This window comes from Dyadobacter sp. SG02 (assembly GCF_900109045.1).
Lineage (GTDB): Bacteria > Bacteroidota > Bacteroidia > Cytophagales > Spirosomataceae > Dyadobacter.
Window position 1 is genome coordinate 382,121 of record NZ_FNYL01000007.1, and the last position, 23,053, is coordinate 405,173.

Annotated in this window: 22 protein-coding genes and 2 tRNA genes; 12 read left to right on the forward strand and 12 right to left on the reverse strand. The window is 49.5% G+C overall.

The window, feature by feature from the left end:
* Positions 1-4: 4 nt before the first annotated feature.
* The 4 genes from BMW93_RS18950 (at position 5) to BMW93_RS18965 (ending at position 5,142) form a co-directional block, all read left to right on the forward strand.
* Complete coding sequence (locus tag BMW93_RS18950) at positions 5-1,711, forward strand: hypothetical protein (protein WP_090379747.1); 1,707 nt, start codon at positions 5-7, stop codon at positions 1,709-1,711.
* Positions 1,692-2,294 carry a c-type cytochrome gene (locus BMW93_RS18955; RefSeq protein ID WP_090379750.1) on the forward strand — a complete coding sequence of 201 codons (603 nt, stop codon included), beginning with the start codon at positions 1,692-1,694 and terminating at the stop codon, positions 2,292-2,294. The genes BMW93_RS18950 and BMW93_RS18955 overlap by 20 nt, the downstream gene beginning before the upstream one ends.
* Position 2,295: 1 nt before the next feature.
* Complete coding sequence (soxC, locus tag BMW93_RS18960) at positions 2,296-3,543, forward strand: sulfite dehydrogenase (RefSeq protein WP_090379753.1); 1,248 nt, start codon at positions 2,296-2,298, stop codon at positions 3,541-3,543.
* 66 nt (positions 3,544-3,609) lie between these two features.
* Positions 3,610-5,142 (forward strand): MutS-related protein, encoded by a 1,533-nt coding sequence (locus BMW93_RS18965; RefSeq protein WP_229240590.1) that lies wholly within the window; start codon positions 3,610-3,612, stop codon positions 5,140-5,142.
* Here BMW93_RS18965 and BMW93_RS18970 read toward each other — a convergent pair.
* The 3 genes from BMW93_RS18970 to BMW93_RS18985 all read right to left on the reverse strand — a co-directional run bounded on the left by BMW93_RS18970 (position 5,139) and on the right by BMW93_RS18985 (position 8,738).
* Positions 5,139-6,107 carry a transposase gene (locus tag BMW93_RS18970; RefSeq protein ID WP_229240591.1) on the reverse strand — a complete coding sequence of 323 codons (969 nt, stop codon included), beginning with the start codon at positions 6,105-6,107 and terminating at the stop codon, positions 5,139-5,141. The genes BMW93_RS18965 and BMW93_RS18970 overlap by 4 nt on opposite strands.
* A gap of 540 nt (positions 6,108-6,647) precedes the next feature.
* Positions 6,648-6,720, reverse strand: a tRNA-Thr gene (locus BMW93_RS18980).
* 113 nt (positions 6,721-6,833) lie between these two features.
* Positions 6,834-8,738, reverse strand: coding sequence for a DUF349 domain-containing protein (locus BMW93_RS18985; RefSeq protein ID WP_090379756.1), 1,905 nt, complete (start codon positions 8,736-8,738; stop codon positions 6,834-6,836).
* Between the two features lie 107 nt (positions 8,739-8,845).
* On the opposite strand from BMW93_RS18985, the gene pdxH reads away from it, so the two are divergent.
* Complete coding sequence (gene pdxH / locus BMW93_RS18990; RefSeq protein ID WP_090379759.1) at positions 8,846-9,487, forward strand: pyridoxamine 5'-phosphate oxidase; 642 nt, start codon at positions 8,846-8,848, stop codon at positions 9,485-9,487.
* 158 nt (positions 9,488-9,645) lie between these two features.
* On the opposite strand, the gene BMW93_RS18995 is transcribed toward pdxH, so the two are convergent.
* The 6 genes from BMW93_RS18995 to BMW93_RS19020 form a co-directional block, all read right to left on the reverse strand.
* Entirely contained in the window at positions 9,646-10,932 is a 1,287-nt protein-coding gene (locus BMW93_RS18995; protein ID WP_090379918.1) for a citrate synthase, read from the reverse strand.
* A 311-nt stretch (positions 10,933-11,243) separates the two neighbouring features.
* Positions 11,244-11,699 (reverse strand): hypothetical protein, encoded by a 456-nt coding sequence (locus BMW93_RS19000; RefSeq protein ID WP_090379762.1) that lies wholly within the window; start codon positions 11,697-11,699, stop codon positions 11,244-11,246.
* A 31-nt stretch (positions 11,700-11,730) separates the two neighbouring features.
* Complete coding sequence (gene miaA / locus BMW93_RS19005) at positions 11,731-12,693, reverse strand: tRNA (adenosine(37)-N6)-dimethylallyltransferase MiaA (protein ID WP_090379765.1); 963 nt, start codon at positions 12,691-12,693, stop codon at positions 11,731-11,733.
* Positions 12,683-13,462 (reverse strand): hypothetical protein, encoded by a 780-nt coding sequence (locus tag BMW93_RS19010; RefSeq protein WP_229240593.1) that lies wholly within the window; start codon positions 13,460-13,462, stop codon positions 12,683-12,685. The genes miaA and BMW93_RS19010 overlap by 11 nt, the downstream gene beginning before the upstream one ends.
* Positions 13,463-13,696: 234 nt before the next feature.
* A complete protein-coding gene (locus BMW93_RS19015; protein WP_090379768.1) occupies positions 13,697-14,302 on the reverse strand; it encodes an outer membrane beta-barrel protein in 606 nt (201 codons plus the stop codon).
* Positions 14,303-14,434: 132 nt separating this feature from the next.
* The gene (locus BMW93_RS19020; protein ID WP_090379772.1) at positions 14,435-15,310 is read right to left on the reverse strand and encodes a methylated-DNA--[protein]-cysteine S-methyltransferase; all 876 of its coding nucleotides are present in this window, start codon (positions 15,308-15,310) and stop codon (positions 14,435-14,437) included.
* 170 nt (positions 15,311-15,480) lie between these two features.
* Between BMW93_RS19020 and BMW93_RS19025 the strand changes: the two genes are divergently transcribed.
* The gene (locus BMW93_RS19025; protein ID WP_090379775.1) at positions 15,481-15,780 is read left to right on the forward strand and encodes a hypothetical protein; all 300 of its coding nucleotides are present in this window, start codon (positions 15,481-15,483) and stop codon (positions 15,778-15,780) included.
* Between the two features lie 250 nt (positions 15,781-16,030).
* Here BMW93_RS19025 and BMW93_RS19030 read toward each other — a convergent pair whose 3' ends face one another.
* On the reverse strand, positions 16,031-17,014 hold the full coding sequence (locus BMW93_RS19030; protein ID WP_090379778.1) for a Gfo/Idh/MocA family protein: 984 nt from the start codon (positions 17,012-17,014) through the stop codon (positions 16,031-16,033).
* Positions 17,015-17,114: 100 nt separating this feature from the next.
* Between BMW93_RS19030 and BMW93_RS19035 the strand changes: the two genes are divergently transcribed.
* From BMW93_RS19035 to BMW93_RS19050, 4 genes are all read left to right on the forward strand, one after another.
* Positions 17,115-17,336, forward strand: a complete 222-nt coding sequence (locus BMW93_RS19035; RefSeq protein ID WP_090379781.1) for a VF530 family DNA-binding protein — start codon at positions 17,115-17,117, stop codon at positions 17,334-17,336.
* Between the two features lie 45 nt (positions 17,337-17,381).
* Positions 17,382-18,257 (forward strand): DnaJ C-terminal domain-containing protein, encoded by an 876-nt coding sequence (locus BMW93_RS19040; protein WP_090379784.1) that lies wholly within the window; start codon positions 17,382-17,384, stop codon positions 18,255-18,257.
* A 7-nt stretch (positions 18,258-18,264) separates the two neighbouring features.
* Positions 18,265-18,564: a chaperone modulator CbpM gene (locus BMW93_RS19045; protein WP_090379787.1), complete on the forward strand. Its 300-nt coding sequence runs from the start codon at positions 18,265-18,267 to the stop codon at positions 18,562-18,564.
* 89 nt (positions 18,565-18,653) lie between these two features.
* Complete coding sequence (locus BMW93_RS19050) at positions 18,654-19,889, forward strand: DEAD/DEAH box helicase (protein WP_090379923.1); 1,236 nt, start codon at positions 18,654-18,656, stop codon at positions 19,887-19,889.
* 58 nt (positions 19,890-19,947) lie between these two features.
* Here BMW93_RS19050 and BMW93_RS19055 read toward each other — a convergent pair whose 3' ends face one another.
* On the reverse strand, positions 19,948-20,412 hold the full coding sequence (locus BMW93_RS19055; protein WP_090379790.1) for a CHRD domain-containing protein: 465 nt from the start codon (positions 20,410-20,412) through the stop codon (positions 19,948-19,950).
* A gap of 76 nt (positions 20,413-20,488) precedes the next feature.
* Positions 20,489-21,223 carry an SH3 domain-containing protein gene (locus tag BMW93_RS19060; protein ID WP_090379792.1) on the reverse strand — a complete coding sequence of 245 codons (735 nt, stop codon included), beginning with the start codon at positions 21,221-21,223 and terminating at the stop codon, positions 20,489-20,491.
* Positions 21,224-21,322: 99 nt separating this feature from the next.
* Between BMW93_RS19060 and BMW93_RS19065 the strand changes: the two genes are divergently transcribed.
* Positions 21,323-21,395: transfer RNA gene (locus tag BMW93_RS19065), tRNA-Lys, on the forward strand.
* Positions 21,396-21,622: 227 nt separating this feature from the next.
* A complete protein-coding gene (locus BMW93_RS19070) occupies positions 21,623-22,918 on the forward strand; it encodes a site-specific integrase (RefSeq protein ID WP_090379793.1) in 1,296 nt (431 codons plus the stop codon).
* The last annotated feature ends 135 nt before the right edge of the window (positions 22,919-23,053 follow it).

Sequence of the window (23,053 nt, forward strand, 5' to 3'; positions counted from 1 at the left end):
AAATATGTCAACGATCAGAACAAGCGCAGACGACGACGTGACCCTGGCCGACGAGGCAACTGGTCAGGACACCGGGCGCGCAACCAGCCAGAGCTGGCCCGAATGGCAGAAAGTCCTATTCCGCATTGCTTTCGTGTTTTTCCTGGCCATGTCCATCCCCAACAGTCCCGGCTGGTACACCGATCTCGTCACTTTTGACTGGACGCGCCTGCATTACCGCGACGTGTACGACATTGCCCGCTTCGGCTCGGGGCTTGACCTTTTCGGTCGGACCCTGTTCGGCAGTTCGCTGGAAGGTTACGCCACCTGGATCATTACCGCGCTGGCGTCCATCGTGGCGGGCCTCATCTGGACGGCGATAGCCAAGGCGATCAAACGCGAGCCGAAGGACTATAACCTGCTGTATTACTGGATCCGCGTGGTGGTGCGTTACCGCGCCGGGATCGGCATTATCGGTTTTGGGTATACCAAATTGATGCCCACCCAGATGCCTTACCCATCATTCGGGCTGCTGAATACCAACTTCGGCGATTTTACATTGCAGAAAATCTACTGGCTTTCCGTGGGTATTGTGCCCTGGTACCAGGTGTTTGCCGGTGTAGTCGAGCTGACAGCCGGGATATTGCTCTTTTTCCGGGGTACCACCACGCTGGGTGCGATCCTGTTGCTCGGTGCGTTGGGGGATATTGTGTATGTAAACTTCGCTTACGACGGCGGCGTGCATGTGTATAGCTCCTATTTCGTGCTGCTGGCGGCGTTTTTGCTGATCAGGGATATTCCAAAAATCTGGAACCTGCTCATTCTCGAACGTTTTACGGTGCCCAACAGCTTTTATCCGACATTCTCCCAGAAGTGGCAGCAATATGTGCGCTATGGGCTCAAAGCCGGTGTTTTCGGGTTATTTATTTTCTACTTGTTTTATCTCCAGTATGTGAATTTCAAGTACGATCCTTACAAGCAACCGTCGACAGCAGGTGTGAAAGTACTGCGTGGTAACTATAACGTGACTGAGTTTAAAATCAATAACCGGGAAATCGCATACTCGCCGACCGATACCGTCAGATGGCAGTGGGCGACGTTCGAAAACTGGACGACTCTGACCTTTAAGGTAAACAAGCCGACACCACTCGACCTTTCCAACGGCGGCGGCGCTCCCATGCGCGATTTAGGTCGTACTTTCGAGTTGACAGGCACGGGAGGCGGCCAACGGGTATTCCATTACCTGGCCGATACCCTCGAACATACTTTGTATTTGCAGGACAAATATGCCCGCGGCGGCCCGCGCGACGGAGTTGGACAACTGCAACAGCGTGAAGCGCGCCAGGGACAAGGTGGCGTAGGCGGTGGTGCGAGCGGCGCGAGAAGCCGGGGCGAGGGTGAACAGTCCCGTGAAGGTGCAGAGAGCGGCAGGGGCAAAAAGAAGGAGGAAGGCCGCAACTGGATCAGCAAGGCCGCTTTGGCCAGAATAGGGGATGAGAACAAGATGATCGACCCGCTGGGGCAATCGGCCCGTCGCGACCGCGAGTTTGCCGCCAGGCCCCGCCGCGACAAGCGCAACCGAATGGTACTTTCCTACTCGACCACCGACGGTTCGCGCGTGATCCTGAAAGGGATTAATGAGAAAAAAGATTCTATTTACGTAGTTCTGGACCGGGTGGAGAGACCTTACGTCCTGGCTAAAAGCACGCTCAATGCAGGGAAGTACGATTAAATTCATCAGCAGTGCGCTGGTGGTCGTAGCGGTATCGCTCACGGCCACCGACCTGAAAATCAGCCGGCAGCATCCTCGTATGTTGTCGGCTGATACCCTTTCACAGCCAGCCCATTTCGGTTTCGGGCGACCGGCAACGGCGGCGGAAATCGCGATACTGGACATCGATATTCGTCCCGACGGCAAAGGCTTGCCCAGAGGCGAAGGTAATGTAGGGGACGGCAAGGCCATTTTCCAGCAAAAGTGTGCGGCCTGCCACGGTGTTACCGGCACGGAAGGCCCGAACGACCGGCTAGTTGTAGGCGACACTACCAAAGGCGGCGCCCGCCGGATTAAGGCAATCGGCAACTACTGGCCCTATGCAACCACCGTTTTCGACTACATCCGGCGCGCAATGCCTTTCAACCAGCCGGGTTCGCTTACCGACGAGGAAGTGTACAGCCTTACCGCCTACCTTTTGAATGCCAATGGTCTGCTGGCGGAGAACGCCAGGTTAAATGCAAAGACCCTTCCCCAAATCAAAATGCCGGCCCGCGATCGCTTCGTACCCGACGACCGGAAAGACGGCCCTGAAATACGATAATATGCAGCAACCCGACGATAGAAAACCAGTTGTAACCTCAGGCAAAATCAGCAGACGGAATTTGCTTGCCGGCGCGGCAGCGGCCTCCATTGTATTGGTACAAACCGCCAGCGGCAAAGCATTTCAGGCTGCATTGACGGCTGCCGAGCTCGGTCCGGAAGACCCCACCAAAGTACCCGGCGTACCTCCCGGAACCCTCGGCACACGCTCGCCTTTCGAAAAACCTGTAAAAACGCCTTCCGACACCTCCTCGCGCACACCCTTGCAGGACCTGCACGGCATGATCACGCCCTCGGACCTGCATTACGAGCGCCACCACGGGGGCGTTCCGGCCATAGACCCCGTTCAATACGAACTCGTTATCCACGGGATGGTCGAAAAACCCATGATTTTTACATTAGCCGATTTGAAACGGTTTCCATCCGTTTCCCGCATTGCGTTTCTGGAATGCTCGGGCAATTACCGGGGCAGCAACGACGGCAAGATCCGCCCGCAGGAGATTTGCGGGCTCACCAGCCAGAGCGAATGGACCGGCGTGGCATTGTCGACGCTCTTCCGGGAGGTAGGCGTAAGCCCGAAAGCGACATGGTTCCTGGCAGAAGGCGGCGATGCCGCCGTCATGACACGCAGCGTGCCGGTTCACAAGGGCTGGGACGACGCGATCATCGCCTACGCGCAAAATGGTGAGGCTATTCGTCCCGAACAAGGCTATCCGGTGCGCCTGTTTCTGCCCGGCTGGGAAGGTAACGCGAACGTCAAATGGCTCCGCCGCATCGAACTGGCCGACGCGCCTTTCATGACCCGCGAGGAAACTTCCAAATATACCGAGGCGGTTGGAGGCGGCAAGATCCGTCAGTTCAGCTTCACCATGGATGCCCGGTCGATCATCACCTATCCTTCCTACCCGGCGAAAGTCGAAAAAGGCTGGATCGAAATCCGCGGCATCGCATGGAGCGGCCGGGGCAAGGTAACGCGCGTTGAAGTGAGCACCGATGCCGGGAAAACCTGGCAAAATGCCGCATTACAGCAGCCGGTACTCGACAAAGCCATCACCGCATTCCGTTACCTCTGGAACTGGGACGGCGCCCCCACCGAAATCATGAGCCGTACCGTCGACGAAACCGGATATGTGCAGCCGTTTTTGAAACAATTACTTGCCGCGCGGGGCGGGAATATGGGGTATCATTTCAATCCGGTGACGGCCTGGTATTTGCAGGGGGATGGGCAAGTGCTGTTTAAGGGGACGTGAGGGTATGCGAGAGTTACATCCGATGTAAGTTTTCGATATATTGTGTCAAAAACGATCCAAAACCATTTGGAAAAAGACACGAAATCTAAAATCAAAACCGGCAGTTTCAATTTCAGCCAGATCGGGCGGTACTTTCTCATGGCTCCGGAAGAAGATGGTTTTTGGCGGGTTTCGGACCGTACATTTTCGGATTTGGATCTGGAAGATGTGTTCAAATTCGTTGATCGCACTCACTCTTCAATAGGGCAACAGTATTTATATTACATTCTCAGAACAATCCCCCGCGAGCGGGCCCGTGCGCATGCGCTGGAAAATACAGTCGATTTTTTTCAGAAAAATCCCGCATTCCGTCAAATTGCGGCTGATGGGCTTTCCAGGTTGGATAAGAGGGATGCCTACTACATTTCTTCCCTGTTTCATGGCGAGCACATTAAGGAGCCAAAATGGTTGTTGTTGATCAAAATCCTTTCGGGCGTCAGCCTTGTAGCAGCCGTCCTTTCCTTCTTTTTTCCAAAAGTACTGATACTGTTACTCCTGCTGTTTCCCATCAATATGGGCATACATTATTGGAACAAAAACAATTTATACCAATACAGCAGCTCCATACCGCAAATGCTGACGATGATTGGGATAGCCCGGAAGCTTGTTATCATTCCCGAATTCGCAGGTTTGAAGGACCTAAAAAAATCGATCGATGTACTAAGGAACGCGGGCCGGAAAATGGGGATCTTCAAGATGGAAGCAAGGCTCCAAAGCGAGATTGGTCAGGTAGTGGATTATTTGCTGGAATTGGTGAAAGCATTGTTTTTGGTGGAACCGGTTTTGCTTTTCAGTTCGCTGAGGACACTCAAAACCAAAAGGCAGGATATCAGGAACGTCTTTCATTTTGTGGCGGAGGCCGATGTGGCATTGTCCGTTCTCGCATTGCGGGAAAGCTTACCTCACTATTGCCGGATGGACACCGACTTACAAACGGAAGGTATCAGTGCGAAGGAAATGTACCATCCGCTCATCTGGGACAGCGTTTCGAACGACATTACCCTGAAAGGCAAATCGGCATTGCTGACGGGTTCAAATATGTCGGGTAAGACAACCTTTGTACGGACGGTGGGCATTAATGCGATTCTGGGGCAAACGATCAATACCTGCTTTGCAAAAGGATTCGCGATGCCCCTGATGAACGTCCGGTCGGCTATCAGAATGACGGACGATTTGCTCGATGGCAAAAGTTATTACCTGGAAGAGGTGATGACCATCAAAAGTCTGGTTGACGAAAACCCTGCCGGCGATCGCAGCCTTATCCTGCTCGACGAGCTATTCAAGGGCACCAATTCGGTGGAACGGATTGCAATCGCTAAATCGGTGCTCAGTTATCTTGCCAAACAGGGTAGCCTCGTGTTTGTAGCCACACACGATCGCGAGCTCGCCGATTATCTGAGTGATACCTATGAACTTTACCATTTCACCGAGGTAATTGAAGACGAAACCATCTATTTCGACTATAAAATCAAGCCGGGGAAACTTGTGACAACTAATGCGATCCGCATTCTCGACCTTAACAAGTTTCGGATCAAGCTAAATTCTTGGGGGGGAGATTAGGCATATAGTTTAGTGAGCCGGAATAGGAAGAACGGAATATCCCTCACACCCCTGGATGATGACCTAAATGCCTTGATCTTCGCATTAAATGACTCTGCCGAGGCATTTGTACTACGATTGTTAAAGAAGTTGAGGATATCCAGATAGTGTGTCTGGATAGATCTAGCGACAGTTTTGAACGAATCAAGTCCGCAATCTTCAACTGCGTTGTACCATAGCGCAAGCTTTTTAAATGCCTGCTCTTTGGATTTGCAAACCCGAAAAACGGTCCCTAATCCTGTTGCGAGCTTGTAAGCTTGTTCGATAAGCGGGTAACGCTCGAAAAGCAGCCTGGAACGGTGAACCTGGGAGGCCGTCCACTTATCATGGTGCTTGAAAAGTAAGTACCTGCTTCTGACCAGCAATTGTTTTAGCGTATCACCATTGGTAAGAACCTCAGGCTGGTAAACCAAACCAGATTGCCTGGCATCTTCAATAGCCTGATTTTCTTGATCCAAAACCTGCCACCGATGTTGTATTCTGATTTCCTGAACTGCATCAAAGGCTAATTTCTGTACGTGGAAGCGGTCGATAACCTTTGATGCTTTTGGAAAACATCGACTGACAATTAAGCCCATATTGGCGGCCATATCCAGCGTTACTTCTCGTACCTTACTGCGCATGCGCTTAGGTATCGTTCGCAGAATTTCAATGACGGATCCTGCTTGCGTGCCTTTGACCATGGCTACCAATGAGCCCTTGCAGCCTTTGGCGGACTTGTTGGTTACAATCGTGTACAGTTCACCATTAGATAGTGAAGTTTCGTCAATACTTAAATATGGACTGGTGTTTTCTGGGTATAAAAGCCATTCAGAAGCATGCTCACGCTGGTCCCAATCCTTGTAATCGCTGATGTGGTCCTTGTACTGTTGTTGGAGTTGTTTGCCATCTAGATGAAAATATTTACCCAGTTGGGAGCAGCTCACAGGGTTATTATCAATACAACCCTTTTAAAAAATCAGCGAACTCTTTGGTCATCCGAGTTCCCTGTTGCACCACATTCCAATTTCTGCTGATAATCTCACCCGTGTCCCTGACCTCCCATCTCCGGCACCTGATACAGAGTGTAACCTTCTGATTGCGAATAGGAAAATCCTGGATGTATATCTCCGGCAAGAAGCCCTTAGACTCTAATTTTTGATCTTGGTATTCGGAAGGAGGACGATTTTTCTCTTCTAGATAAATGTGCAGGCCAGTGAGGCCTTCAACTGTTTTAGAAAGTTCGAAGTAATCGAGGATACCCTCAGGCAATAGGAAACGGACTAGGGCCAAATAAGACTCTTGCAATGCATTAAATGTTGATTCAATGCAAAACAACTACTTTTTTAAACGCCCCCCAAGTTTTCGGACTGATCCCGGATCCCTGATCCGTTGTCTTCGGAGCTGGCCGGGAGAGGCAGGTGAGATTTGTATAAACCATTAAAAGCAAAAAACACTTAGCAGATTTGCTAAGTGTTTTTGTCAAGAGCCCCCAGTCGGGATCGAACCAACGACCTACTGATTACAAGTCAGTTGCTCTACCAGCTGAGCTATGGAGGCCTTTTTTCTTTTGTGATACCGTTTGTTATTCCGTTATCATGGTGCAAAAGTAGTCGAGCGGGATATACGATGCAACCTTTTCAAAAGAATTTTTTTAAACTTTTTTTCAGGTTTTAGATAGCTTCCTGAATAATAGTGAGTTGGTGTTTCAGCTCGTTCAGCTGGCTTACCGCATTATTGATCTTCCTTTCGAACTCGGCTTTCAAACGGTCCGAAGTTTTCGATTTTGCGAAAAATTCGATGTTATTCTGCCAAAGCGAGATGTCGTTTTCGAGTTGCGTGATCTTGCGGCGGATGTCATTTTCCTTGCGGTAGAGGTTGCGGCCGCCTTCGCCGTCGCGTACCAGTTCCACTTCGCTTTCTAGGACGGCTTGTTCTTTCTCTTTGGTCGACAGCTGGCCGATCGCGCTTACATATGTGTTAATAGCCGCGATATAGCGCTTCTGAACGACCTGCATATCCTTTTTGGGTACAAAGCCTATCGACGACCATTCCGACTTGAATGCGGTCAGCAAATTGAGGGAAGATTCGTCTTTGTCTTTCGCTGCCGCCTCGATGCGTTCGATCAGGTCGGTTTTCAGTTTCAGGTTGTTTTCGAATTCTTCTTCCACTTCGCGGTTTTTGGCGCGTTTCTGATCGAAATAGGAGTCGCAGGCCTTTTTGAAGCGGTCGTAAATGGTATCCTTGAATTTCTCGGGAACCTGGCCGATGCCTTTCCATTTCTTTTGCAGCTCGATCACCTTCTGCGTCGTGGAAGGGTTGTCCTCGCCGGTCGACAGAACGGCTTCGGCTTCTTCGCAAAGCTGGTTTTTCAGGTCGAGGTTTTGCTCGCGTTTGGATTCCAGCTGGCGGAAGAATTCGCCTTTGTTGTTAAAAAACGTTTTCAGCGCGGCCCAGAACTTCTTGCTCAGTTCTTTGCCTTCCTCACGAGGCATAATGCCTTTCAGGGCCACCCATTGGTCCTGGAATGCCATAATGTCTTTCGTTTTGGCATTCCATTCTTTAATGCTTCCCGAGCTGTAAGAGGTGAACGGAACGATCGCTTCGTAGATTTTCAGCTTCTGTTCGTAGTTCTCCTGCATCGATTTTTTCTGCTCGGCAAACTGGCCGCGTTGCGCGTCGTAAAGCACGTCGAGGGCCTCTTTGAAACGCTGCCACAGTTTTTCCTGGTCTTCTTTCGGGGCAGGACCCAGGTGTTTGTATTCTTCGAAAATATGGTTCGCTTCGTTCAGGATCTCGCGTGTCATCGGGCGGCCTTCCAGCGATTTACCCAGTTCTTCTACCTTCTCGCAGAGCTCGGCTTTCAATTCCGCATTGCGGCGGCGGTCGAGTTCTTTGAGTTCGAAGTAGATGTTGCGGTTGCTGAAATAGCGGTCGATCAATGCATTATACGTTGCCCAGAGCGTGCCGTTATGAGGAGAAGCAACGTTGCCCGCGGCTTTCCATTCTTCCTGTATCTTCTTGAATTCCTCCCAGCTCGATTTAAGGCCGGTAGCGTCGGTTTCGCGTGTGCCTTCCTCATCCACGAGGGCGCGCAGGCGGCCGAGCAATGCGGTTTTTACGTTGAAATTCTTCTCTTTTTCCTTCTCCTGGCTTTGGTAAAAGGCATTTTTAAGGCCGCGGATTTCCCGGCTTAGCGAGTCGATTTTCTGCGTTTCCGCGTCGTATTTGTATTCGAAGCCATCTTCGCCGCCTGTCTCGTCGATAAACGTTTTCAGCGCCGTTTCACGGTCCTTTTGTTTGATCTGATCTACCACCGTACGAACGCCCTTGGCAACCGCTTCCGCTTTTTTCAGCTGAGCGGCAGTAGCGGCTTCGGCACGAATACCTGCCAGTTCGTTTTCTAACAAGTTAACCAGCTGTTCCTTAGATAATTGGCTGTAATCCACATCAGGCGTTTCCTCCTCGTGCTCCTCCGTCAACTCATTGTTAAGATCAATTTCAAGGGTATCAATCGTTTTGGGTGCCAGGTCGTCCTGCTCTTCGCTTTTGACCCCTTCTTGTTGTTCTTGTGCCATCGTGATGCTTGTTTCGTACGTACGGTCTCTTATAGAATACAAATCTAATAATCTTTCCCTTGAAATGGCTACTTTTGGCATCCCAACATTGAACATATTAGTATCCAATGGATCATAACATTGCAAATATCCGTTACGATTACCAACTCAAAGGGCTGCTCGAAGCCGATCTCGACGCTGATCCGCTGAAACAGTTCAGGTTATGGTTTGATGAGGTGCGCGAAGCGGAGATCACCGAAGCGAATGCGATGCTGCTAAGTACGGTATACGAAGGCCGCCCGACGGGCCGGATCGTGCTCCTGAAAGACCTCGACGACCGGGGCTTTTCTTTCTTCACCAATTACGACAGCAAGAAGGGCCGGGAGATAGAGGCTAACCCGCAGGTTGCGCTCACGTTTTTCTGGAAAGAGCTTGAAAGACAGGTTCGTATAGAAGGAAAGATCGAAAAAACTTCGGAAGCCGAATCGAGCGAATATTTCGCCGTGCGCCCGCGCGGCAGCCAGATCGGCGCCTGGGCATCGGCGCAGAGCGAGGTAATTCCCGATCGCGGGCTCCTGGAAGAAAAAACGGAGGCATTGAAAGCGCAATTCGAAGGTCAGCCGATCCCCAGGCCACCACATTGGGGAGGTTACCGCGTGGTACCTGACTACGTCGAATTCTGGCAGGGGAGGCCCAGCCGCCTGCACGACCGGTTAGCCTATACGAAGACGCCGGATGGCGTTTGGAAGATTGAGCGGCTTTCGCCTTAGTTAATTTTGAATGACTGAATGATTGAATGATTGAATGAGTGAATGGATTTGTGTAAAATGCAAAAGGCCCATCGGGAAATCCCGAAGGGCCTTCTTTGAATGATCGAAAGACATATTCACTCATTCACTCATTCAATCATTCACTCATTCAATCATTATTATTTCCTCTCGCTGATCGATACGAACTCGCGCTTTGGCGCTCCGGTGTAAATCTGACGCGGACGGCCGATAGGCTCCTTGTTTTCACGCATTTCTTTCCATTGCGCGATCCATCCCGGCAGACGGCCAATCGCGAACATTACCGTAAACATATTGGTGGGGATACCCAATGCGCGGTAGATGATACCAGAGTAGAAATCGACGTTTGGATACAGCTTGCGTTGTACGAAGTATTCGTCTTCCAAAGCTGCTTTTTCCAGTTTCTGAGCGATTTCGAGAACCGGATCGTTGATGCCGAGTTTGTTCAGTACATCATCCGCAGCCTTTTTAATGATGCGGGCGCGCGGGTCGAAGTTTTTGTAAACACGGTGGCCGAAACCGAACAGACGGAAGCCGCTGCTCTTGTCTTTCGCCATATTGATGTATTTCTGCGTATCTCCGCCGTCAGCTTTGATGGCTTCGAGCATCTCGATCACTTCCTGGTTTGCACCGCCGTGGAGTGGGCCCCACAATGCGCTGATACCCGAGGAAATGGACGAGAAAATGTTGGCATGCGACGAGCCTACCAGTCTTACCGTCGAGGTAGAGCAGTTTTGCTCGTGGTCGGCGTGGAGGATCAGCAGTTTATTCAATGCCGCCGAAACAACCGGATCTACATTGTATTTCGCTACGGGCAGCGAGAACATCATGTTCAGGAAGTTCGAGCAGTAATCGAGTTCGTTTTGCGGGTAATTGACGGGGTGGCCCTGCGATTTTTTGTACGACCATGTTGCGATCGTAGGCAGTTTTGCCAACAGGCGGATGATATGCAATTGCGTTTCCGCTTCCGAATTCTGCGCGTTGGCATCCGGGTAGAACGCGCTCATCGCGCTCACCAGCGAAGAGAGTACGCCCATCGGGTGTGCATTCACGGGGAAGCCTTCGAAAATCTTGCGCATATCCTCGTTTACGAGTGTATGCGTGCGGATTTCATGTTCAAATTCAGCGAATTGTTTTTCAGTAGGAAGCTCTCCGTAAATGAGCAGGTAAGCTACTTCGAGGAAAGAGGATTTTTCGGCCAGGTCTTCGATAGAGTAACCTCTGTAATTCAGAACGCCTTCTTCTCCGTCCAGAAATGTAATGGCACTTTTGGTGGCACCGGTATTCTTGTAACCTGGATCAATCGTAATATACCCTGTCTGGTCGCGTAATTTGGAAATATCTATCGCCTTTTCCTGCTCACTTCCTTCAATTATCGGGAACTCGTACTTTTTACCATCAAGGGTCAATTCAGCTATTTGGGACATAGAAATAAGAATAAAATTAAAAGGGTTAATGAACAGGCAGGCCAATCGGTCAATTCAAGCCAAAGTTTTTCGTTAACAGCGATTTACTTGCCCAACAAATTAATTTTGTGTTAAATGGCTTCGGGTTTAACCATTTCCCGGTCCGACACAAGCCGCAATATCCTAAAAAACCGCGTACTTTCTATTACTATCCGTGGTTTATTTGTGAAAATTCAAGACGGAAACAATAATATTTCACAATTTGAAGGATTTATGAGAATATTCTATTGCCTCATGCCTTCTTGACAACAATTTACGGTTTCCAAACCCTCCTAAACCGCTCCCGGACCACTTTTGTCCGCTGTTAAGGTTTCGTTAACCGGTTCCTGGACGAGTATCCGTTTGAAAAGATACCGCAGGTTCAGCCCGGCCAATATCACCGGCAACAAATGCGCCCCGTAAATGAACGCCTTGCCTGTGATCCGGTACGAAAATGACGAAAAGGTCACGAACACGTACATAAACCAGAACACCGAAACCGCCGTTAGGAGCAGGTAACTGAATATCGCCGTCTTCTTTTGGGTAAACCGGTAAACCAGCTCACAAACCGCCAGCGAAATACCTACCACTATCATCACCGTGAGCAGCGCCCGGGGGAAATTGCGGATATAATGATGCTTGTACACCAGCACACCGATTTTCCCGATCAGATTCGGATGCGCGAGGAGGTAGGCATCCGTTACACTCAGTACCAGCAGCAACAACAAGCTGCTCCATTTACGATTCATTATTAACGACGTTTTTTTGATTGGTTTACACTTACATACTACCTGCATTACCGTTTTTAAATTCCCGGTAATGCTGAATTACAAACCGGATTTTCTCGCTTTCAGGCCACTCGTCAGGTATCCAGTTGATTTTCAGTCCATTCTTTTCCATTTTCCTGAAAAAAGTCATTTGCCGTTTCGCAAAGCGGTGGATCTCGGTTTCCAATTTGGAATGCATTTCCCCGAAAGTCATCGCGCCGGTGAGGTACAGTGTTATGTATTTGTATTCTAAACCATAGTAGATCAATGCATCGGGGGTAATGCCTTGATTTAAAAGACTTTGTACTTCTTCTATTAAACCCTGCTTTAACCTGGTGGAGAGCCTCTTACTAATGCGTTCCCGGCGCGTTTCGACCGGAGGGTTCAGACCAAATATAACGGCCGGGTAAGCCACGGAGTCTGAACCAAAATCGATGTTTTCTTCCGGATGTTCGTTCAGATAAGCAGCTATTTCCAATGCACGGATCACGCGTTTGCGGGTTGAAATATCCGCCAATGCATGGTATCGCGACTCGGAATTGTGAAATTCCGCCAATAACTGCTCGTTCGAAAGCATTTCCAGTTCTGCGCGGAGTGGCTCATTCACAGGCACCGTCTCATTGGCATGGCCTTTCAGCAATGCATATATATAAAAGCCCGTTCCGCCGCAAACGACCGGAATGTGGTTCCCGGCGATTACTTTTTTGTATGAATCGGTAAAATCGTGCTGGAAATCATTCACATTATATTTCTCACCGGCATCGCGGATATTGATCAGGTGATAGGGGATTGTGGCCCCATTTACAACATATTCTTGCAGGTCCTTGCCTGTTCCGATGTCCATCTGCCGGTAAACCTGCCGCGAATCGGCACTGAGGATTTCGCCGCCGATCTCGTGCGCGACGCGCGTGGCCAGGTGCGTCTTGCCCGAAGCCGTCGGGCCGAGAATGATCAATAGCGGTGTTTCAGCGCTCATCGGCTTCGGAAGGTTTAATGGTCCTGACGTATTTGATACTGCCCAGATTATACACTGTTAAATAGTCAGCCGCCGGTTGTTCCGCGGAATGGCCGGCTTCCGAACGTACGCGACGCATACGCGTGATCTCCACATAAGCCTCTCGCGGAGGCATATTCCCCCGTTTTTCAAATCCGAGCCGTTTGTAGCTCCGGCCGTCCGACCATTCGAGGTCGGCGTAGGTCATGATATCGTCCGGCGACTTTTCGCGGATGAATGCAATCAATAGTTTATCCAGCGCACCGACCACATTCGTACCCAACAAGCTGGCAAACCGGATCAGCTCGTGCGAGCGGAAGGGTTCGCCATTTTGCCCGAAAATACGTGCATTGCTGAAAGTAGCGACGGCCACGAGCAATTCATCCGCCGATGCGTCGAAAACGAAATGTTCCGGTAATACGCGGTAATATCGTTTTGGCAAAAACAGTCCATACCGGAATTTAGACATCGTGCTGCCATTCAGGTGATTATCTTCAAGGAACTGCGTTGTCGTTGCATTGTCGACCCTTCGTGCGAGCGTGAGACGTGCGGGGATTTTAGCTGAAATACCGAGCATTGCCGCTAACCGGGATTGTACAATGTTTTGTCTGGCGAGCCAGTAATCTTCCTGGATAACGACCATCGGAATACCCTCATTTCTGGACAGTTCCAGGCGCTCGTTCAACTGGTTTAACAAACCTTCGTGATCGACGTTTTTCCAAGTAGACAGGTCCACTGGAATCACTTTCATAATTACGTTTTCAGCATCGGCTATTTCCAGAATTGGCAGCGCAAAGTCCGGTTCTTGTACAATATAATATCGAAATGGAATGGTTATCAGCCAGTTGCAAAGTTGTTCCGAAAATGATAATGGTTTTGCCAATGGGAAGCCGGTAAATGAGCGGGCAAGTTAATGCGGGAATTTATCACAACAAAAAAACGCGCCGATGTGGCGCGTTTTACGATTTGAATGCTTTGCAGGAAACTATTTGCCGCCCAGCCCGAATATGATACCGACATTCACGCCACCGAATTTGGAAGTGGATTCGAAGTCGATATTGTCGACAGAGCCGGTTTCGGAGCTATGATTTTTGTTGCCAAATACAAAATGGTAAATACCTTCTACCTGAATACCCACGTTCCCGAACGCGAACACGAGACCGGCTCTGGGCGCGGTACCGAAATTGCTGCGCGTGGATGATTCCAGTACCGTTTCGCCATTCCATTTCGCTTTGTATTTCGAGAAATATACCCCGGCGTCGCCACCAATGTAGGGACGGATCGCGCCTTTGGTGAAAAAATAGTCGAGCGTACCGGTTACGGGCATGAGCGTTCCGGTGCTGGTGAGCTTTTGTCCGGCGACATTGTAGTCGCTTCCGTCGGCGTAGATCTTACCGGCAACCCCGATTGCAAACTGCGGTGAGGCAAATACACGGAGGTTCACGCCACCACCGGCTACTGTTTTGGAATCCTCCACGTTGGATTTGGCGATACCACCCTGCAACCCGAGTGAGAACTGCGCAAAGCTGGCCGACGTCGCGGTTACGATAAGAGCGAAAACAGCCAGCGACAGGATTAGTTTCTTTTTCATGTTGATGTTTAATTATGGTTGATAGTTTGGAAACGATGTATCCATAATCAGTCCAACACGGAAAAATTGCATTGTGCGGCGCCTATTAAATTGTCATACAATCCATTAGAGTGACAATTTATTTCGAATGTACTATTTCGATATCGCCTGTTCCTGTGCAAAATATTCCTCATCCTGACGGGCAGCCTCCCAACCGATCAATGCTTTTTTGCGCAAACTGCCCCAGCGATACTCGCCCAGCACCCCTTCTTTGCGAATCACGCGGTGGCAGGGGATAATGTAGGCGATCGGGTTGTCGCCCACGGCCGAGCCCACGGCGCGGACTGCTTTGGGATGCCCGATTCGTTCGGCGATTTGCTGGTAGGTCGTCACAGCGCCTTGCGGAATGCTGAGTAATGCTTCCCATACTTTGAGCTGGAAATTGGTGCCTTGCACAAGCAGCGGGAGTTTTTCCAGCGAATCCTGTGCCGGGCTGAAAATGCGCTTCACATAACCCGCCGTCAGTTGCTGATCGGGGCGGATGGTGGCGTAATGCCATTTGCGGGCGAGTTCGATCAGCTGGAAATCGCGGGTGGCCTCGTCCACGAACGCCATGGCGCAAATGCCCCGCTCGGTGGCGGCAATGAAACAGTCCCCGAAAGGTGTTTCATGAAATCCATAGTTGATTACGAGTCCTTTACCCGCGCTCTTGTATTCCTGCGGGGTAACGCCCTCAATGGAAGTGAAATGGTCGTACACCCGGCTCTGGCTCGAAAGCCCGGCCGATTCGGCGAGTTCGGCGAGGTTGGTCGAATCTTTGATCCTGTCTTTCAGGTAACCTGCAGTAATGTATTGCAGGAAGCGTTTCGGGCTCACCCCGGCCCATTCGGAAAACATGCGCTGGAAGTGAAACTGGCTGATACTCACCTCGTCGGCTACTTCGTTAAGGGTTGGCTGTTCTTTGGCATTGGCCACGATGTACTCGATGGCTTTTGCGATTTTGTCGTAGTTATAAGCTTGCTGGTCCATTGGATTTTTTTAATTTGTTGATACAAATTTGGCCTGCATCGCCCTGGTAGCCAACCCGAAACTTGCGCAAGTATCTGCACCAGTCACTAAGCTGGTCTGGCACTGTTTATGTATGCGGATTTATATTCGCATCAGTTTTAAACCTCAATCACAGCACGTTCTACATTGCCATGAAGTTACTTTTTGCCAGCCTCATAACCATCATAATCGCGCATAGCGCCCATTCGCAGAATTTCAAAGCCGATCTCCGGAAACTCAACGGGCAGATCGAAGCGGCCTACAAAAGCAAGAAACTTACTGCCAATGAATACGCCAAACTGAAAAAAGAGCGCAACGTGATTGAACTGACAATCGATAAGGCGCTGGCTGACGACATTCTCACCCCCGATGAAAAGAACCGGATCCATTCAAAAATCGTCCGCTCCCGGAAGCGGCTCGCGAAATACAGGACCAACCGGGAGATCTATTAAAAGCAAAATGGCTCCTGCATGCGTTGCGGGAGCCATTCGGAAAGGACGTTCCGGATGGGTCAGTACTCTTTTTTGCCATCCTTTTTCGCCTTTTTATCGGCTCTTTTTTCTTTCAGGGATTTAGTAGCCTCTTTTTTGTCGCTTCCTTTGTCCAGGTTTTTTCCTTTGGCCATGACTATTGAATTTTAGAGTTGTGTAATCTTTCAAATAACAGCAATAACCTGCTCATTTGTATCCCCGGACGCGAAAATTATTGCTTTTGGGTGATCCTGTCCATGATCAGGTTGGCCCTTGCGCCCGTGTCGCCGCTGCTTGGGCTCTTGCCTTCGCCGCGCAAATCCTTCACGATCGATTCGATCAGTGGCTGCTGAACGTGCTGCGGATAAGGCACATGGAAAACCTCGATTCCTTCCGAAGTCTCGACGTGAATATCGAATTTTTCGAAAAATGAAAAGGTAATGCGGCCTTTGGAACCGATGATCTGCGTTTCGTCTTCGCGCTGGTCTTTATGAATGGTGTAGCACCAACTTCCCTTGCCTAACACACCTGATTCGAATTCAAAATTGGCGACCACAATATCATCGGCCTCGTACAGGTGCGCCTGGTTGCGCGCGATGCCCGAGGCGTGTTTAACAGGCCCGAAAATGAATTCGAGGAGGTCGAACTGGTGGGATGCGAGGTCGTGAAAATGCCCGCCGCCCGAGATTTCAGGTTTTACGCGCCAGCGGGGTTTGGGATTTTCGCCAACCTCCTCGTCGTACGGTTGCCATTGGAGGCAAATGTCGATGAAACGAATATCCCCGATGACTTTTTTATCGATCAGTTCCTTTAATTTGAGGAAGTAATCCAACGCGCGGCGGTAGTAGGCAACGAAAACGGGTACGCCGGTGCGCTTGCTTTCGGCATTGATCCGGTCGCATTCGGCAGCTGTCCGGGCCATGGGTTTTTCAATGTAAACCGGCTTCCCGGCCTGCATGGCCTTAAAAGCCAGGCTTTCGTGGGCATCGGGTGGCGTGGCGATATAGATCGCGTTGATATCCGGGTCGTTGATAAGCGCATCGGCATTGTCGTACCATTTGGGCACGCCGTGCCGCTCGGCGTAGTCTTTCGCCAGCGCACCATCGCGGCGCATGACCGCCACCAGTGAAGAATTGGAGACTTTATTGAATGCCGGGCCGCTTTTGACTTCGGTCACATTGCCGCAGCCGATAATACCCCATTTGATCTGATCCATCGGACAGGTTTTAGGTTTTGAACTAATCAACCTGCATAATAATTATTTATAAACAGAAATCTACTTTAAAAGAGACAGCAACATTTTTTTAACGGTACGCATGGAATCACAACCGAATAACCCGCTCCACGGCAAGACGCTCGAAGCCATTTTGAATGAACTCGTAGCTTATTACGGCTGGGAGCAAATGGGTTATCATGTCAATATCAACAGCTTTCAGCACGAACCCAGCGTGAAATCGAGCCTCAAATTTTTGAGAAAAACTCCCTGGGCGCGTCAGAAAGTGGAAGAACTGTACCTGAAAATGCTGGAACGAAAGTAGTAGGTTGTTTTTTAACTATTATTCACTTCAATAGATTGGAAATTTATGGCTTTTGTAGATTATTATCAGATACTCGGACTCGACAAAAATGCTGACGATAAGGCCATTAAAAATGCATACAGAAAACTCGCGAGGAAGTATCACCCCGATCTGAACCCGAATGATAAGGAAGCGCAAAAGAAGTTTCAGGAGCTCAACGAGGCCAACGAGGTACTGAGCGATCCCGAAAAGCGAAAGAAATACGACAAATACGGCAAAGATTGGCAGCATAGCGAGGAGTTCGAGCGTGCAAGGCAGGCGCGTAGCCAGGCAGGAGGGCAGGAGGGACAATGGTTCGGCGGTGGTAACGAAGGCTTCTCCGATTTCTTTGAATCGATGTTCGGCTCGGGTTTTGGCGGTGGTCGCCAGGCGCGTTTCCGGGGGCAGGATTATCAGGCGGAAATCCATCTGGGTCTCCGCGATGCTTACGAAACGCACAAGCAAACCCTGACGGTGAACGGCAAGAATATCCGTATTACCGTGCCCGCTGGTGTCGAAAACGGACAGACCATTAAAATCGCAGGCCACGGCGGACCCGGAAGTAATGGTGGGCCGAATGGCGATTTGTACATTACTTTCTCGGTGAGCGCCGATGATAAATTCAGGAGATCGGGCAATGATTTGCATTTAAAAGTTGACCTCGACCTTTATACGGCGGTGCTCGGCGGCGAGCTGGTGGTGGAGACATTGAGTGGCAAAGTAAAGCTTCCCATTAAACCCGAAACACAGAACGGCAGCGTCGTTCGTTTAAAAGGGAAGGGGTTTCCGGTTTACAAAAAGGATGGTCAGTTCGGCGATCTTTATGTGACTTTCGATGTAAAAGTGCCGACCAATCTCACCGAGCGGCAAAAGGAGTTGTTTACAGAATTGTCTAAATCCTGAAAACGATATGGAAAATGACCAGTTGATCGCAATCGAAGTATTTTGCACGAATTATGACGTGGAATATGCATTTGTAGCGTCGTTGCAGGAGCACGACCTGATCGAAACGGTGATCGTCGAAGATACCCGCTTTTTGCAAATCCCCCAATTGAGCCGCATAGAGCGCATAATCCGCCTGCACCACGAGCTCGACATTAACCTGGAAGGCATTGAGGCGATCCAAGGCCTCCTTAGCCGCATCGAGCATCTCGACAGAGAGGTCGCATCGCTCCGCAACCGGCTGCGGTTTTACGAGCCGGGCTTATAATAGCTCATGCATTGCCGGATAACCGGTTATCTTTGCACTCCCATTAAAACCAAGGGCAGGCCGGCGCCGGTCTGCCCCATTATTTGCCTATGAAATTTGAAGATTACCCCATTGCCGCGGAGATCAAGCGGAGCCTGGAAGCGGCCGGGTTTAAAAAGCCTACCGATATTCAGTTCAAAGCCATTCCGGCGGTGATGAAGGGGGAAGATGTGCTGGCTATCGCGCAGACGGGTACCGGCAAGACGGCCGCTTTTGCGATCCCGGTGATTGATAAACTGCATAAACAAAAGGTATCCAGCCGTTCAGAAGGAATTAAATGCGTGGTAATGGTACCTACCCGGGAGCTTGCTATCCAGATCGCCGAGGTATTTACGAGCATTTCGCGGCATACCAAAGTAAAGACGTTCAGCGTATTCGGTGGGGTAGAGCAGGGGCCTCAGATTGCGAAGCTCGAAAAAGGAATCGATATTCTCGTTTCGACCCCCGGCCGGATGTTCGACCTCGTGAGTCAGGGTCACATCAAGCTTGACCGCGTCGATACCCTCATTCTCGACGAAGCCGACCATATGCTCGACCTCGGGTTTATCAAGGACATTCAGGACCTGATCCGGCATTTACCGAAAAGAAGGCAAACGCTGTTTTTCTCGGCTACTATCGATGAAAAGATCAAGAAGCTGGCCTATTCGCTGGTGAGGAACGCGATCCGCATTCAGATTTCACCTAAAAACCCTGTGGCGAAGAATATCGACCACTCCGTTGCATTTGTAGCCATGGATGACAAACGTTTCTTTCTGGAACGTGTAATCCGCCAGAATGCCGATAAAAAGATCCTTGTGTTCGTACGTACGAAGGTGCGCGCCGAGCGCGTGTATAATGCGCTCGAACGCATGGAGATCAAAAGTCTCACCATTCACGGCGATAAAGAGCAAGCCGATCGCCTTACCGCGATGAACGAGTTTAAGAAAGGCAATGTGAAGGTTCTGATCGCAACGGACGTCAGTGCGCGAGGTATCGATATCCCGAACGTGGATTACGTGATCAACTACGATTTGCCCGAACAACCTGAGAATTACGTCCACCGTGTAGGCCGTACCGGTCGCGGGATGCAGAAAGGCATTGCCGTGTCGTTTTGCAGTGAGGAAGAAAAGCCAGTACTCGACCAGATCCAGCAATATCTCGACAAACCTATCGCCGTGGTAAAATTCAGCGCCGGGGATTATGCCGAAACGCTCGAATTCACGACCGATACGCCGAATGATCTTTCGGCGCTGATGCGGGAAGTGGAGGAATTCGAATCGCGCAAAAAGAAGAAAAGTAAAAAGTAAGGCAATAAAAAAGGCTTTCAGAGCGATCTGAAAGCCTTTTTTATATAATGCCTGTGGCTTATTCTTCGAATTTGTCAGCGATGACCTGCCCGCGGATTTCACCGAAAGGATAGAGCTCGGTAGGGATGTTAATGTACATCATGCCGAGGATCAGCTGGGTTTGTTGCTCGGTATTAGCCAGTTTGTACGTGCCGCTCACCTGGCCAGCCGGTTTGTCGGCCAGCGTCTGGATGATGCCACCGGCTGCCCATGACGGGTTTGCCGCGTTAAGCGTCACCGAAGTAGGGGTTATGTTCTGGAAATTGATGTTGTATTTGAGCTCCATTGTGTTCTTGTTGTACTCAAATACCCCGGTGCCTTGCGCTGATGACGTAGACTTTGGAACAGTTGGGCTACTATTGATTACAGCCGAGAACTTCACAATGTCATCTTTGTGAGGCCCTTCCTCTTTACAGGAGGTTACAAATCCTAACATCAAAACTCCTGCGATTAATAGTAAATAACGTTTCATTGGCTTTTTCATACAGCGTTAAATTAAAAATTTGATTCCTAAATATACATACAAACTTAAATCCTGCAAAAATGATACCAGTTTGCTGTCATATATTCCAAAGATCACTTTTCCGGATGTAAACGATCCGGTTGTTCCAGATTACCCGGTCCCAGTGGTCGACAGACCCGATTATCGTGAGTTTATGCCCTTTTCCCACCTTTTCCACGACCCCAGCCGCGGACGACGGTTCATCGCGCAGGAAGGTGTTTTCATTCACTATGATGCACGTTTGATAAAGGGAAGGTACATTTAGTATTCCCAGCAACGCGAGCAGATAAACAATAATCGAAACCTTGTGAATCTGCAAAATAGGCTCCTTCCTACGTGTCTTTGTAACCATTATGACAACTATATAGGTGCCCAAAGTTAGTAGCAATATCGGAATGTAATCACCATACTTTCGATAAAATATTATGAAATAATTGTAATCGTCGAATTCATAGCCACTTAGATTCTGCTCTTTGGCGAGCTTATCCATTTTTTCAAAAAGATGCCTTGAAGGCTGCGTGAGGGCCAATTTGCTAAGAAAAAAAAGACAGTCGGTATAATTATTCGTCTTCTCGGCCAGAAACGCGAGCTTCAAAAGCAGCGCCTGGCTATTTTTTTCGGTCAGGCTGAAATTTTTTTTATACAGCGTTTGCGCCTCGGCATACCGGGCGATAGCGAACAGAGAATCAGCCGTTTTGAGCTCCTTTTGATTGGCACAAAAAGCAACTCCCGGCACGAAAAAGGCCAGAAACAAAAACGAAAAAAACAGGTTTTTCTTGTAGGGTACTTGCATTATACTTTAAAGAATTCTACTTTTGCATCGCAATTACGGAAAACGCCACGGCTAATCCAACACTGCAAAACATCGAAAGCGACAAAGCAAGTAGAAAACGATTCCGTAGCTCAGCTGGTAGAGCAATACACTTTTAATGTATGGGTCCTGGGTTCGAATCCCAGCGGGATCACAGAAGGCGCACGAAAGTGTGCTTTTTTTGTTTAAAATGCATTGATAATCAGCACATTTTACAAAAAGGCAGGTCAGTCTGAATCATAATGAACCAATCTATTCGGTCACCTATTCGGTCACCTGTTGGATTTGGTAAATTAGGTGACCGAATCAGATGTTTGATTGAGGCGGTTTTGATTTAAGGGTTCTCCACGGACACAATTACCAACCTTAAAATGTGCGAGCATGAAGTTCAAACAAAATCTGTCATTGCTATTCTGGCTCTACCGGGGCAAAGCCTCCAAAGACGGAAAGGCACCCATCTATGTCAGGATTACCATCGACGGAACCGACACTGACATTTCCCTTGGCAAAAAGATCCATCCCGACTTCTGGAACAGCGATGCCAAGCTGGTGACCGCAACGACCTCGGAAGCTAAGATGATCAATCTGAAAATCGTTCAGGCGCAAGCCGAGATCGAAAAGCATTTTTTGGTGCTGCAATCCCAGTTCAATCACATCACCCCTGTGATGGTGAAAAATGCCTATCTGGGACTACCCTTATCGCATTCCAGATCAATGCAAGAAAAAGCAGGAAGGCCAAGCCAAACGCTACTGGATGCCTTCGATGAATTCATTGCACTCTTCGAAAAGAAAGCCAAGAAAGGGATCCGGTCGGAAGGCACGCTCCGGCACTGGCGATCCACCAAGCGGAAGGTAGAAGCATTCATCCGGTTCCGGTATCAGCGGAAAGATATCGAAATGACCGAGATCGACCAATGCTTTGCTGAGGAGTTTTACGACTACCTAACCCTTCACCTGGATGAGCCGCTTTCCGAAGTTACCGCTAAGAAGCTGGTGAAATGGACAAGGCAGATCGTCAAAATAGGTGTCAAAAAGAAAGTAATTGCCGCAAATCCTTTGGAAGGGTTTGTTTGCTCGGGTGGCAATAAAGAGGTAATGCCATTGGAGCTATTTGAAGTCGAAGCGATTCATAAAAAGCAGATAGACATCGACCGGATCGGTGAGGTGCGTGATGCATTCATTTTCCAGTGCTTTACGGGTTTCGCCTACCAGGATATGTACAACCTTTCTCCTGAGAATATCGTTAAAGTCGGCCGAACTGGCGAAAAGTGGTTGATTAAAGACAGAGGCAAGACTGAGGTAACTGAAATGGTACCGATCCTTCCGGTAGTGCAGGAGTTAATCGATAAATATAAGAGCCACGCTTATTGCAAGATCAATAACCGGCTGATCCCGGTGAACAGCAATTTCCGTTATAATGTCTATTTGAAGGAGCTTGCGGTGATCTGCGGGATCAAAAGACCGCTTAATACCCACCTTGCACGTCATACGTTTGCCGATATGATGCTCAACAACGGTGTGCCGCTGGAAGATGTTGGAAGGATGCTTGGGCACCGTAATATCAGGACCACCCAGCGCTACGCGCGGGTCAGGAAACAGCGGATCAGCGACCATATGGCGCTGGTAAAACAGAAGCTGTTTACAAACGCTGGAAAACTCAGAGCTGTATCGAACTGATAATTGTAGCCGCTGGCGATCTGCCAGCGGCTAATCTAAGTTGTATGGCCGCACCTTTTTTTGTAGACTTTAGCCATTGAAGCTACTCGGCCGACAGCAACTCCTTCATAGCTATCAACTTATTGAGCAAGCACG